This is a genomic window from Pantoea sp. SO10, assembly GCF_005281435.1.
GTDB classification, from domain to species: Bacteria; Pseudomonadota; Gammaproteobacteria; order Enterobacterales; family Enterobacteriaceae; genus Pantoea; species Pantoea leporis.
Map to the genome: position 1 here is coordinate 1803495 of NZ_CP040095.1, position 13576 is coordinate 1817070.

The following is a 13576-nucleotide window of genomic DNA, read 5'->3' on the forward strand; positions in this document are numbered from 1 at the left end:
CTGAAATGAAGAAATCGACGTTATTGGATCAAAGTGAAGCGACCACGCTGCTCTCGCAAATGGTGCAGCGGTTACCGCTCTCAGATACGCATTTTCGTCGCATTAGCCAGCTGATCTATCAGCGCGCGGGCATTGTGCTGGCCGACCACAAACGCGAGATGGTTTACAACCGTTTAGTGCGTCGTCTGCGCATGCTGAATATTGATGACTTTGGCCGCTATCTGGCGCTGCTGGAGCAAGACCAAAACAGTGCGGAGTGGCAGGCGTTTATTAACGCGCTGACCACCAATCTGACCTCTTTCTTCCGCGAGGCGCATCACTTTCCGATCCTCGCGGATCATGCGCGTAAGCGCACGGGTAACTACAGCGTGTGGAGCACCGCCGCCTCAACCGGCGAAGAGCCGTACTCCATCGCCATGACGCTGGCGGAAACGCTGGGCACCGGTCCGGGTAAATTCCAGGTCCACGCCAGCGATATCGATACGCAGGTGCTCGAGAAAGCCGTGGCCGGCGTGTATCGCCAGGAAGAGCTACGTACGCTATCGCAGTCGCAGCTGCAGCGCTTTTTCCTGCGCGGCACCGGTCCGCATGAAGGCATGGTGCGCGTGCGTTCCGACCTCGCCAACATGGTGAACTATACGCAACTGAATTTACTGGCACACGACTGGGCGTTGCCGGGTCCGTTCGACGCTATTTTCTGTCGCAACGTGATGATCTATTTCGATAAAGAGACGCAGGAACAGATTCTGCGCCGTTTCGTGCCTCTGCTGAAACCCGGCGGTCTGCTGTTTGCCGGGCATTCAGAGAACTTTAGTCAGATCAGCAAAGAGTTCTGGCTGCGTGGACAGACAGTCTATGGACTGAGCAAGGAAAGACGATGAGCAAAATCACCGTGATGTGCGTGGATGACTCTGCGCTGATGCGACAGTTGATGACAGAAATCATCAACAGCCATCCCGATATGGAGATGGTCGCGAGTGCGCCCGATCCGCTGGTGGCGCGGGATTTAATCAAACAGTACAACCCGCAGGTATTGACGCTGGATGTGGAGATGCCGCGCATGGATGGCCTCGATTTCCTCGAGAAGCTGATGCGCCTGCGTCCGATGCCGGTGGTGATGGTCTCCTCGCTGACCGGTAAAGGTTCAGAAGTGACGCTGCGCGCGCTGGAGTTGGGTGCGGTGGATTTTGTCACCAAGCCACAGCTCGGCATCCGCGAAGGCATGCTGGCGTATAGCCAGATGATTGCTGACAAGATCCGCGCCGCCGCGCGCGCCAAGCTGCATGTGCGTGCCTCCACGCCGATGCCGGTCACGCTGAAAGCCGGCCCGTTGCTGAGCAGTGAAAAGCTGATTGCCATCGGCTCGTCCACCGGCGGCACCGAGGCGATTCGCCATGTGCTGCAGCCGCTGCCGGCGACCAGCCCGGCGCTGCTGATTACCCAGCATATGCCGCCAGGCTTTACGCGTTCGTTTGCCGAGCGTCTGAATAAATTGTGCCAAATCACCGTGAAAGAAGCGGAAGACGGCGAGCGTATTCTGCCCGGCCACGCCTATATCGCGCCGGGCGCCATGCACATGGAGCTGGGCCGCAGCGGGGCCAACTATGTGGTGAAACTGAATGACGGTCCGCCAGTGAACCGACACAAGCCATCGGTGGATGTGCTGTTCCGTTCGGTGGCGGTGCACGCAGGACGAAATGCGGTGGGTGTGATTCTGACCGGGATGGGTAACGACGGCGCGGCCGGGATGCTGGAAATGCATCGCGCGGGCGCCTGGACCATCGCGCAGGATGAAGCCAGCTGCGTGGTATTTGGTATGCCGCGCGAAGCGATTGCGATGGGCGGCACCAGTGAAGTGGTCGATTTAGGCCACATCAGTCAGCACATGCTGGCGAAAATTAGCGCCGGACAGGCATTGCGAATTTAACGAGCCCGTCCTGCTGGACGAGACAACACGGGAGTAGATATGGCTGATAAAAATATGCGCTTTTTGGTGGTGGATGACTTCAATACGATGCGTCGTATTGTCCGTAACCTGCTGAAAGAGCTTGGATTCAATAACGTTGAAGAAGCAGAAGATGGCGTCGATGCGCTGACCAAACTGCGTGCCGGTGGCTTTGATTTCGTGGTTTCCGACTGGAACATGCCGAACATGGACGGTCTGGAGCTGCTGCAAACCATCCGTGCTGACGCCACACTGAACAAACTGCCGGTGCTGATGGTGACCGCGGAAGCGAAGAAAGAGAATATCATCGCGGCCGCGCAGGCGGGCGCCAGCGGCTACGTGGTGAAGCCGTTCACGGCGGCCACGCTGGAAGAGAAGTTAGGCAAAATATTCGAAAAACTGGGTATGTAAGGAGATGTGATGAGCGACCTTCCGAAATCAACCGAAGAAGCCTCGGCACACGACATTATTACCCGCATCGGCTCACTGACGCGCATGTTGCGTGACAGTTTGCGTGAGCTGGGGTTAGACCAGGCAATTGCTGAAGCGGCGGAAGCGATTCCTGATGCGCGCGATCGTCTGGATTATGTTGTGCAAATGACGGCGCAAGCGGCAGAACGTGCGTTGAACTGCGTTGAAGCAGCGCAGCCACACCAGGACCAAATGGAAGCCGGCGCCAACCAGCTGAAAGGCCGTTGGGATGCGTGGTTTGAAAATCCGATTGAACTGACAGATGCGCGCGAGTTGGTTTCGGATACGCGCCAGTTCCTGACTGACGTTCCGGGACACACGTCGTACACCAATAAGCAGTTGCTCGAAATCATGATGGCACAGGATTTCCAGGACCTGACCGGTCAGGTGATCAAGCGCATGATGGATGTGATCCAGGAGATCGAGCGTCAGCTGTTGATGGTGCTACTGGAGAATATGCCAGAAGCCAACGCCGCGGCGCGTAAAGAGGGCAACAGCCTGCTGAACGGTCCGCAGATCCACGCCAATGCACCCGGCGTGGTGGCGAACCAGGATCAGGTTGATGACCTGCTGGATAGCTTAGGGTTTTAAACACGTTTGCCCTCACCCTAACCCTCTCCCACAGGTGGGAGAGGGAACCGTTCGGGCCTGGATATGGCAGCGTCTCCCTCGCCCGCTTGCGGGAGAGGCCGGGGTGAGGGACAGCGCGCACCGCACCTTACACTGCGCGCTTCTGCGCCAACGCCGACTGCGCCACCAACACCTGCACACCTAACGCCTCAAACGCCGCGACCTGCGCCGGCGAAATGCCGCTATCGGTAATCAGATAGTGAATATGGCTCCAGTCGCACGGCAGTGCGAACATCGACACCTTATCGATCTTGCTGGAATCCGCCACCACATACACGCTGTTGGCTGAATTGATCATCGCCATTTTCACCTTGATATCGGTCTCGCTGGGAAAGCTCAAACCGAGACGCGGCGAGATACAGGCCGTGGCAAGAAACAGCTTCTCCGCCAGCACGTTTTCGAAAAACGAGGCGGCTTTCTCACCCGAAGTCGAAAGCGTCGGGAACTTAAAAGTGCCGCCGGTCAGCAAAATATTGATACCCGGCTCGCCGCCCAGCTTCAGCGCGATATTCACCGCCGTGGTAATTACCGATAAACGACGAATATGGCTGATCGCCTCGGCAATCGCCGTGGTGGTGGTACCGGAATCGAAAATCACCGTGTCGCCATTTTCCACATGCTGAGCGGCAAGGCGGCCAATCGCCTGTTTTTCTTCCAGATGTGTTTGACGCTCCAGCAACATCGCGCCGGTATTCTGCTTGCCGGTCATCAGCGTGGCGCCGCCGTGATAACGCTGTACGTGCCCCTCTTGCTGCAACATGCGCAAGTCGGTGCGAATGGTGGCTTCGGTCAGACCGAAGGTATCGGTTAGCGCTTTAACCGTGACGGTACCGTCTTCGCGGATCATCTCCAGAATCTTCTCACGGCGCTGCTGCATATCTGCCAGCTGCTCAGTTTTGCTTTTCAATCGAAATGCTCCCTCTTTCCAATCACGGTCGGGTTTCGCCAATAAGGAAACCCGAGCTGATTTTACTCTGCGATTTGGCCATTTGCGAGGTGGCTTCCAGAAACATTCGTTTTCGAATGAAAATCATCATTTGCTATGCGATTGATTTCGCAGAAAGCCGTCAGCAGCTCGCTCCATGTCCTGAATGCGGTGAATGGTGCAAATTCAACAAAATCAGCAAGATAATTTTTATTACTGCAATTTGTATGAAATTTGATCTCCTCCACAAACCATTATTAAACGATAGCTTATATTTTTGTTCGAAAATGATATTTGTAAAAACGATAACCCGGCCAGCAATAACCAGCGCCGCCGTACACCATTATGGAGAGAGACGATGAGTGGGGAATATGACGTTAACCTGCGCTACGGCGTGAACATTGAGCAGGATTTAACCGGCAAAGTGGCGGTAGTCACCGGCGGGCTGGGCGGGATTGCGATGGCCAGTAATGCCATGCTGCTGGAGAAGGGCGCACGGCTGGCGCTGCTTTATCCGCCCTTCGAAAGTGACAAAGTGGCGGGCGTGCAGGATCAATTTGCTGCCGATCGCGTGCTGCTGGTGTGCTGCGACGTGACCGATCCGGCCTCGGTTGAAGCGGCATTTGATCGCGTCGAACAGCATTACGGTCAGATTGATATCCTGGTGAACTGCGCGGGCTACGTGATGCTGCAACCGGTGTTAGAAACCGATTTTGCCGAGTGGCAGAAGCAGATCGACGTCAATCTCACCGGTCCTTTCCTCTGTTCGCAGGCGGCCGGTAAACGCATGGTGCGCGCCGGTAACGGCGGCAAAATCATCAACATTGCGTCGCAGGCCGCCTCCATTGCTATCGACAACCACGTTGCTTACACCTCCGCCAAAGCCGGTCTGCTCGGCATGACCAAAGTGATGGCCAAAGAGTTCGCTCCCTATCGCATTAACGTCAATACCTTATCGCCCACCGTGGTACTGACGCCGATGGGTGAAAAAGCCTGGCGCGGTGAGAAGGGCGAGCAGATGAAAAAGCTGATCCCGCTGGGACGCTTTGCCTATACCGACGAAATCGCCGCCGCGGTGCTGTTCTTCGCCAGCAACGGCAGCGACATGATCACCGGCGCAGATTTAATGATCGACGGTGGCTTTACCATCTGGTAAGCCGCGCCAACACCAGAACGGCTGACCCTGCGTGACCCACTATAACAATGAGAGAACCTCACCATGAAAAAACGTACCCTGCTGTTAACTGCTATTGCCAGTTGCCTGATCTCCCAAGCCAGTTTCGCTGCCGATAAAGGCACCATCATGATTCTGGTGAACTCGCTGGATAACCCGTATTACGCCTCCGAAGCCAAAGGTGCCAACCTCAAAGCGCAGGAGCTGGGCTATAAAACCAGCGTGCTGTCGCATGGCGAAGATGTGAAAAAGCAAAGTGAACTGATTGATGCCGCCATCGGCAAAAAGGTGCAGGGCATCGTGCTGGATAACGCCGACTCCACCGCCAGCGTCGCCGCGATTAAAAAAGCCAAAGATGCCGGCATTCCGGTGGTGCTGATCAACCGCGAAATCCCGGTGGATGACGTGGCGCTGGCGCAGATCACCCACAACAACTTCCAGGCCGGCTCCGACGTGGCAAACGTGTTTGTGGAGAAGATGGGGGAAAAGGGCAGCTACGCGGAACTCACCTGTAACCTTGCTGACAACAACTGCGTCACACGCTCCAAATCCTTCCATCAGGTGCTCGACCAATATCCCGATATGAAAAGCGTGGCGCGTCAGGATGCCAAAGGCACGCTGATTGACGGCAAACGCATCATGGACAGCATTTTGCAGGCGCATCCGGATGTGAAAGGCGTGATCTGCGGTAACGGCCCCGTGGCGCTGGGCGCGATTGCAGCTCTGAAAGCGGCAGGCCGTAACGACGTCATCGTGGTCGGCATTGACGGCAGCAATGATGAACGTGACGCGGTGGAAAAAGGGGATCTGAAAGCCACGGTGATGCTGCAGGCACAAGCCATCGCCGCACAGGGCGTGACCGACCTCGACAACTTTATTCAGAAAGGCACCAAGCCTGAGAAGCAGCGCGTGATGTTCCGCGGCATTCTCATTATGCCAGACAACGCCAAAGGCGTGCAGGACTTTAACTTCAAGTCGTAATCAATGCGGTGCGCCCGTAGATCGGGCGCCCAGGAGAATGTGATGCACAGACGACTCTGGTTACTGCTTCCTGTCGTGATCCTTAGCGGTTGCCGCATTGTGTCGCAGCAGGAGCTGGCCGACCTGAAAAATCCTCCCAATCCCAAAATGGGCAATATTGCCCAAACGTGGCAACAGAAACTGGTACCGCAAGTTCAACATGATGCGAAGCCGGTGGCTGAGTTGTTGAATGCGCTGAAATCCGCCAAAGATTTTGACAGCGCTTGTAAAACCTACGGCTATCGCAGTCAGGAAGAGAACCCGTGCGTGTTCAGTGTCAACGTGAGCGGTGAAATCACGGCGGTTAACACCACGTCGCGTAACGGTCGGATGACAGTGAAAGATGTGTCCGGTGACACTGTCACGGTGCAGGTTGGCCCGATTTTTCCCGGCACGGTGTTGCGTGATGCCTACAAAGGTGCCAGCTATCAGGACTTTAACGATCAGGTGCTGTTCGGCGATTACAGTCGCGCGATCAATCAGCAAGCGGCGAACATGATGAGTGCTTTCAAGCCCAAAGTGGGTGACAAGGTGCAGTTGGCTGGCGTGTTTAGCAGCTTTGATACGCCGGAGCAGGTGCCGAATGTGACACCAGCGGCGATTACACGTCAGTAAGGAGCGGATATGCAACAGCCTCAACATGACGTGATTATTGAAACCCGCAACGTGTCGCGCATCTATCCCGGCGTCACCGCGCTGGATCAGGTCAATTATCGCGTTTATCGCAACAAAGTTAACGTGCTGATTGGCGAAAACGGCGCGGGCAAATCCACCATGATGAAAATGCTGGCGGGCGTGGAGATCCCGTCATCCGGCGAGATTCTGCTGGACGGCGCAGCGGTGTCGCTGAGCTCCACGCATCAGGCGGAAAAGCAGGGCATCAGCATTATTTTTCAGGAGCTGAACCTGTTTCCCAATATGAACGTGATGGACAACATCTTCATGGCCAATGAGTTTTTCCAGCGCGGCGTGATCAACGAGAAGTATCAATATTCGCTCGCCAAAGCGCTGCTGGAACGGCTGGAGCTGGATGTCGATCCCTACGCGCCGCTGGCTGAACTCGGTATCGGCCATCAGCAGCTGGTGGAGATCGCCCGCGCGCTGTCCAAGGACACGCGCGTGCTGATCATGGATGAACCGACCAGCGCGCTCAGCCAGTCAGAAGTGAAAGTGCTGTTCAACGTCATCGACCAGCTTAAACGGCGCGGCGTCACCATTATCTATATCTCACATCGGCTGGAAGAGCTGATGGAGATTGGCGATCACATCACCATCTTCCGCGACGGACGCTTCATCAGCGAACGCGAAGTCCGTGACGCCTCGGTTCCGTGGATCATTGAGCAGATGGTGGGCGACAAGAAGAAACACTTCGATTACCAACCAGCGACGCAGGGTGAAACGGTACTTAGCGTCAACGGGCTGACCGCGCTGCATCAAAACGGCGGTTACAAGCTCAATGATGTCTCTTTCTCGCTGCGAAAAGGTGAAGTGATTGGCATCTACGGTTTGCTGGGCGCCGGGCGCACCGAGTTGTTCAAAGGGTTGATTGGCATGATGCACTGTCAGTCGGGCAGCGTCAGTCTGAACGGCGAAGCGCTGGAGAAGCGCAGTTTCCAGCAGCGACTGAAAAAAGGCATCACGCTGGTGCCGGAAGATCGGCAAACCGAAGGCGTGGTACAGCTGATGTCGATCACCGCCAACATGACGCTCAGCGATCTCAGCCTGCGGGGTTTCCGCCGCTGCTGGCGCAAGCTCAATCCGCACAACGAGCAGCGCCGTGTGGATGAAATGATTGGCCATCTCGCCATCAAGGTCAGCGATCCCGAGCTGCCGATCACCTCCTTAAGCGGCGGCAATCAGCAAAAAGTGGTGCTGGGTAAAGCCCTGATGACCGGGCCGCAGGTGGTGCTGCTGGATGAGCCCACGCGCGGCATTGATGTGGGGGCAAAAACCGACGTTTATCACCTGATTGGCAACCTGGCGCAGCAGGGATTGGCGGTAATGTTCTCCTCGTCCGAACTGGATGAAGTGATGGCGCTGGCTGACCGTATTCTGGTGATGGCGGATGGTCGCATCACCGCCGATTTACCGCGCGCGGCGGCCACGCGCGAAGCCCTGATTAGCGCCTCAACGCCACATGATTGAGCCCGCTGGAGAGTAAAACGATGAATCAAAAATACCTGATCTATATGTACCTGCTTAAGGCGCGTACCTTTATTGCCTTGCTGATCGTGGTGAGTTTCTTCAGCTTTATGGTGCCTAACTTTCTCACCACCTCAAACCTGCTGATCATGACGCAGCATGTGGCGATCACCGGCTTGCTGGCGATTGGCATGACGCTGGTGATTTTGACTGGCGGCATCGATCTTTCGGTCGGGGCGGTGGCGGGCATATGCGGCATGGTGGCGGGTGCGCTGCTCACCAACGGCGTACCGCTGTGGGGCGGCAACGTACTGTTCTTCAACGTGCCTGAAGTGATTCTGGTGGTGGCGCTGTTTGGCGTGGCGCTGGGATTGATTAATGGCGCGGTGGTGACGCGACTCGGCGTAGCGCCGTTTATCTGTACGCTCGGCATGATGTACGTGGCACGCGGCGCCGCGCTGCTGTTCAACGATGGCAGCACCTACGCCAACCTTGTCGGCACGCCTGCACTGGGTAATACCGGCTTCGCCCTGCTCGGTTCGGGTTCGATATTGGGCGTGTATATCCCGATATGGATGATGCTCGGCTTCCTGCTGCTGGGGTTGTATCTGACGCGTAAAACACCGCTGGGTCGTTACATCTATGCCACCGGTGGCAACGAATCGGCGGCGCGCCTGGCGGGTGTGCCGATTATCAAGGTCAAAGTGTTTGTCTACGCCTTTTCCGGCTTGTGCGCCGCGCTGGTCGGTTTGATTGTGGCGTCGCAGCTGCAAACCGCGCACCCGATGACCGGCAACATGTTCGAGATGGACGCCATCGGTGCCACGGTGCTGGGCGGCACGGCGCTGGCGGGCGGACGCGGTCGCGTTTCAGGCTCGATTATCGGTGCTTTTGTCATCGTGTTCCTCGCCGATGGCATGGTGATGATGGGCGTCAGCGATTTCTGGCAAATGGTGATTAAAGGCTTAGTGATTGTCACTGCGGTGGTGATCGATCAGTTCCAGCAAAAATTACAAAGTAAGGTGGTGCTGCTGCGCAGACATGAAAAAAAGCAGCAATCGGCCGCCCTGCCTGAAGCGACACATGGATAACAGGAGGCAATATGACACGCGATTTTAGTGGAAAGACGGTGGTGATTACCGGCGCCTGCCGCGGCATTGGCGCGGGCATTGCAGCGCGCTTTGCCCGCGACGGGGCGCGTTTGGTGATGGTGTCGAATTCGGAACGCGTCTTCAGTACCGCGCAGGCCATTGAACAGCAGTTTGGCAGTGAGATTCTGGCGCTGCAGGTCGATGTTACCGATGAAACGGAGGTGCAGCAGCTTTATCAGCAGGCGGCTGAGCGCTTTGGCAGCATTGATGTATCGATTCAGAATGCGGGGGTGATTACCATCGATCGTTTCGATGCGATGCCCAAAAGTGACTTCGAGAAGATCCTTGCGGTGAACACCACGGGCGTGTGGCTGTGCTGCCGGGAAGCGGCGAAATATATGGTGAAACAGGGCAGCGGCAGCCTGATCAACACCTCGTCCGGTCAGGGACGGCAGGGTTTCATTTATACGCCGCACTATGCCGCCAGCAAGATGGGCGTGATCGGTATTACTCAAAGCCTGGCGCTGGAGTTGGCGCCGTGGCATATCACGGTGAATGCCTTCTGTCCGGGCATTATCGAGAGTGAAATGTGGGACTATAACGATCGCGTGTGGGGCGAGATCCTCAGCAGCGATAAAAAGCAGTATGGCAAAGGCGAACTGATGGCCGAATGGGTGGAAAACATCCCGCTTAAACGCGCAGGGCAGCCGGAAGATGTCGCTGGCTTGGTGGCTTTCCTCGCCTCTGACGATGCGCGCTATATCACCGGGCAGACCATCAATGTGGATGGCGGTTTGATTTTCTCCTGATAGTTCGCTGTTGGGTCGCCATTGATGGCGTAATGCTAAACACTAAGCCTCATGACCGCACATTCCGTAGCGGCGTGATTCATCGCGCAGTGAATTGCGTAATGCCGATCAGTTAAGCGCTGTATCAAATCTCCGTACCTTCCGTAGCGGCGCGATTTATCGCGCAATGCATTGCGCCGCTACAATGTGCGCGCTCAATGATTTGAGAGGTTATCTCTTGATGGGCAAGCAGGGCACAACACATTGCGTCGCCTGCTTACCTACATTCTGATTTTTCGTTTTCTGCCTTAATCGAAACCAGACATGTCCGGCACTTGCATCAGAATATGCTAGGGTAGACTTATGCAGTTTTGTGAGCCACCTCTAATTCTGAACCGGGTCGAACCCAATTTTTAGCTATGTTATTTACTTTGTTATCATCCAAAAGCGTGCGTTATCTCTCTGGTTTTTCACTACTTGCCGCATCCGCGCCTGCGCTGGCGTTGATCTCTGACACTAAACTCGCCGATGCGCCGTTTAGCGATCCCACACGTTTCCAGAAAATGGCCGATCAGTTGCCTGCATTGGGTTACCAGGATGAAACGGAAGCGTTCAACAAAAAACTGGCGACCATTGCCAAAAGCATTGGTGAAGCCAGCCAGAACAGTACGGACGACAATGCCCTTGGCCAGCAGGCTGGGCTGTGGGCCTTTAACCATTTCCGCGATGAAGTGGGCAATCGACTGGTTGATGAAGGTCAGTCGCTGTTGTCACCGTATGGCAATGCTCAAATCGATTTCAATGTGGATATGGAGGGCAATTTTGCCGGCAGCGGAGCGTCGCTGCTGACACCCTGGGCGGATAACTATCGCTATCTGACCTTCAGTCAGGTCGGCTTTCATCAAACTGATGATGGGCTGGTCGGCAATGCTGGCCTCGGGCAACGTTGGGTGGCAGGAAAATGGCTGCTGGGCTATAACGGTTTTGTCGATCGCATGTTCAGCAGTGGCCTACAGCGCGCTTCGCTGGGGACCGAAGCATGGGGCGATTATCTGCGCTTCTCCGCCAACTACTATACGCCGCTGTCGGGCTGGCAGGATCGCAATCCCTTCCAGCAGCAGCGCATGGCGCGCGGCTATGATTTCACCACGCAAGGCTATCTGCCGCACTATCGTCAACTCGGTGCGTCAGTAAGCTGGCAGCAATATCTGGGTGATAACGTCGATCTGTTTAGCTCCGGCAATCGCTACCACAACCCATCGGCGTTGACCTTTGGCGTCACCTACACGCCGGTGCCGCTGGTGACCTTATCCGCCAGCCACAAAACCAGCGACAGCGGTGAGAGCCAGGATCAGCTCGGCTTGCGCCTCAACTATCGCTTTGGCGTGGCGCTCAGCCAGCAGCTGAGTCCGGATAACGTAGCGGCTGCGCACTCACTGCGCGGCAGTCGCTACGATAACGTGACGCGCAGCTATACGCCGGTGCTGGAATATCGCCAGCGTAAAACGCTGTCGGTGTTTCTCGCTACGCCGCCGTGGCAGCTGAATGGCGGAGAAAGTTTGCCGCTGAAACTGCAAATCCGTAGCACCAATCCGATCGCTAAAGTGATGTGGCAGGGCGATACCCAGGCGCTGAGCCTGACGCCGGGTGCCAATCCCAACGATCCACAGGGCTGGAGTGTGATCCTGCCCGCGTGGGATAGCTCGCCGGGTGCGCATAACAGCTATCGCTTGTCGGTGGTGTTAGAAGACAGCAAACAGAATCGCGTCACTTCGAACGAAATCGTCCTGCAATTGCAGCCACCGTTCTCACTGGATCAGGGCGATGATGATCGCTTTGATTTGATGGCGCCGTAATCGCCTCGCACCAATAAAAAAGGGCAGCTTTCGCTGCCCTTTGCGCATATTCAGCCGACACTAGCCGAACAGCCATGAGGGTATTGCCACTTAGAACTGGTAAATCAGACCCACAGCGGTGACATCATCAGAAGCGATGCCCAATGCATTGTTATCTTTCAACAGGTTGATCTTGTATTCAGCGTACACGGACATGTTTTTGTTGAAGTAGTAGGTTCCACCGACAGCGACGTATTTGGTGAGATCGACATCACCAATATTTTCAATCTCTTTGCCTTTCGATGAAACATAGCCGATTGAAGGACGCAGTCCGTTAATGAACTGATACTGCGCAACGGCTTCAAAGTTAACGGCTTTGTTAGCAAAACCACCAGTGATTGGGGTTGCGTTGAGCGTTTCGCCGTACATGGTTGCCAGGTAAATCTGGTTCGCATCGTATTTCAGGCCCGCAGTCCAGTGCTGTGCTTTCTCGCCTTCGCCACGTAAGGCCTGGTTCTGCGTATTGGTACGATCCAGGCTCGCGTAAGCGCCAACCAGGCTCAGACCGAAATCGAAATCATAAGAAGTGGAGAGCGCGAAGCCATCACCATTCGAACGGCGTACTGCAATGTTTGCATCGCTACGATCGTTTTTCCCTTCATACTGTGCAGCAACGTTCCAGCCTTTCACCAGACCGAAGAAATCTTTGTTGCGCCAGGTCAACACGCCACCTGAGCGGCTGGACAGGAACCCATCAGAGTAACCTTGATCGCCACCAAAGAAGGGCAGCATATCGGTGTAACCCAGCACGTCATAAATCAGTCCGTAGTTACGACCGTAATCGATCGAGCCGAACTGACCAAACTTCAGGCCAGCAAAGCCCAGACGGGTTCTGTTACCGCTGTTGGCATCGCTGCCTTCGGAGTTGCTCAGGCTGTACTGGTACTGCCACTGACCGTAGCCGGTCAGCTGGTCGTTGATCTTGGTTTCGCCTTTAAAACCAATACGGGTATAAGACGAGGTATCACCATTTGACCCTTCGTTATCGGAGAACAGATGCGAGACGTTAATTTTGCCAGTCAGGTCCAGCTTGTTGCCATCTTTGTTATAGATTTCGGCGGCCTGAGCCGAAGAAAGTCCCAGCAGTAAAGGCATCACTGCTGCCAGTAAGGAGCGCTTCATCATTTAATTTTTACCCTGTGATATTTTTTAATTTTGTCCCCATCTGCGGGGTGAAAAGAAAATGACACAAAAGGTTCAAGATCGACAGTGCAATATATGTAACTAAATATTTCTTGTTAACTTTTTGTGTGATTTTTAATCTTAAATTCCATTATGTGGAATTTTGTATTGGTTAAACTTATCCATAAGACAACATGTGTAATGATGATTTTAATATTTATCTGTATGATTTTATTGAATAACTTTAAATTTAAAGATGCGTAAATAAAATCAGTAGCTTGTTCGTGAAATAGCACAAGCCTATGCATTATTGTTCAATAGCAAATATCTGAATCCAGCTAATCATTAGCAGAGTAATTATCGCCTTCATGGC

General features: G+C 54.8%; 13 protein-coding genes. 11 read left to right on the forward strand and 2 right to left on the reverse strand.

Annotated elements, in window-relative coordinates:
• Nucleotides 1-5: 5 nt before the first annotated feature.
• From cheR to cheZ, 4 genes are read left to right on the forward strand one after another with little or no spacing between them, the layout of a single operon-like run.
• The gene (gene cheR / locus FCN45_RS08390) at nt 6-881 is read left to right on the forward strand and encodes a protein-glutamate O-methyltransferase CheR (RefSeq protein ID WP_101764604.1); all 876 of its coding nucleotides are present in this window, start codon (nt 6-8) and stop codon (nt 879-881) included.
• Nucleotides 878-1927 carry a chemotaxis response regulator protein-glutamate methylesterase gene (locus tag FCN45_RS08395; RefSeq protein ID WP_008102868.1) on the forward strand — a complete coding sequence of 350 codons (1050 nt, stop codon included), beginning with the start codon at nt 878-880 and terminating at the stop codon, nt 1925-1927. The genes cheR and FCN45_RS08395 overlap by 4 nt, the downstream gene beginning before the upstream one ends.
• Nucleotides 1928-1966: 39 nt before the next feature.
• Nucleotides 1967-2356 carry a chemotaxis response regulator CheY gene (gene cheY, locus FCN45_RS08400; protein ID WP_008102871.1) on the forward strand — a complete coding sequence of 130 codons (390 nt, stop codon included), beginning with the start codon at nt 1967-1969 and terminating at the stop codon, nt 2354-2356.
• Nucleotides 2357-2365: 9 nt separating this feature from the next.
• On the forward strand, nt 2366-3007 hold the full coding sequence (gene cheZ, locus FCN45_RS08405) for a protein phosphatase CheZ (protein WP_101764603.1): 642 nt from the start codon (nt 2366-2368) through the stop codon (nt 3005-3007).
• Nucleotides 3008-3134: 127 nt separating this feature from the next.
• Here cheZ and FCN45_RS08410 read toward each other — a convergent pair whose 3' ends face one another.
• On the reverse strand, nt 3135-3953 hold the full coding sequence (locus FCN45_RS08410) for a DeoR/GlpR family DNA-binding transcription regulator (protein WP_137385649.1): 819 nt from the start codon (nt 3951-3953) through the stop codon (nt 3135-3137).
• Nucleotides 3954-4329: 376 nt separating this feature from the next.
• Here FCN45_RS08410 and FCN45_RS08415 point away from each other — a divergent pair, with 376 nt between their 5' ends.
• From FCN45_RS08415 to FCN45_RS08445, 7 genes are all read left to right on the forward strand, one after another.
• Nucleotides 4330-5127, forward strand: a complete 798-nt coding sequence (locus FCN45_RS08415; protein ID WP_101764601.1) for a GolD/DthD family dehydrogenase — start codon at nt 4330-4332, stop codon at nt 5125-5127.
• A gap of 63 nt (nt 5128-5190) precedes the next feature.
• Nucleotides 5191-6126 carry a D-ribose ABC transporter substrate-binding protein gene (locus tag FCN45_RS08420; RefSeq protein WP_137385650.1) on the forward strand — a complete coding sequence of 312 codons (936 nt, stop codon included), beginning with the start codon at nt 5191-5193 and terminating at the stop codon, nt 6124-6126.
• Between the two features lie 42 nt (nt 6127-6168).
• Nucleotides 6169-6780, forward strand: a complete 612-nt coding sequence (locus FCN45_RS08425) for a DUF2291 family protein (protein WP_101764599.1) — start codon at nt 6169-6171, stop codon at nt 6778-6780.
• A gap of 9 nt (nt 6781-6789) precedes the next feature.
• Nucleotides 6790-8310, forward strand: coding sequence for a sugar ABC transporter ATP-binding protein (locus FCN45_RS08430; protein ID WP_137385651.1), 1521 nt, complete (start codon nt 6790-6792; stop codon nt 8308-8310).
• A gap of 20 nt (nt 8311-8330) precedes the next feature.
• Nucleotides 8331-9398 (forward strand): ABC transporter permease, encoded by a 1068-nt coding sequence (locus tag FCN45_RS08435; RefSeq protein WP_101764597.1) that lies wholly within the window; start codon nt 8331-8333, stop codon nt 9396-9398.
• Between the two features lie 11 nt (nt 9399-9409).
• Nucleotides 9410-10207, forward strand: coding sequence for a glucose 1-dehydrogenase (locus FCN45_RS08440; RefSeq protein ID WP_137385652.1), 798 nt, complete (start codon nt 9410-9412; stop codon nt 10205-10207).
• A gap of 398 nt (nt 10208-10605) precedes the next feature.
• The gene (locus FCN45_RS08445) at nt 10606-12042 is read left to right on the forward strand and encodes a YchO/YchP family invasin (protein ID WP_210421276.1); all 1437 of its coding nucleotides are present in this window, start codon (nt 10606-10608) and stop codon (nt 12040-12042) included.
• A 90-nt stretch (nt 12043-12132) separates the two neighbouring features.
• On the opposite strand, the gene FCN45_RS08450 is transcribed toward FCN45_RS08445, so the two are convergent.
• Nucleotides 12133-13206, reverse strand: a complete 1074-nt coding sequence (locus FCN45_RS08450; RefSeq protein WP_137385653.1) for a porin — start codon at nt 13204-13206, stop codon at nt 12133-12135.
• Between the last annotated feature and the right edge of the window lie 370 nt (nt 13207-13576).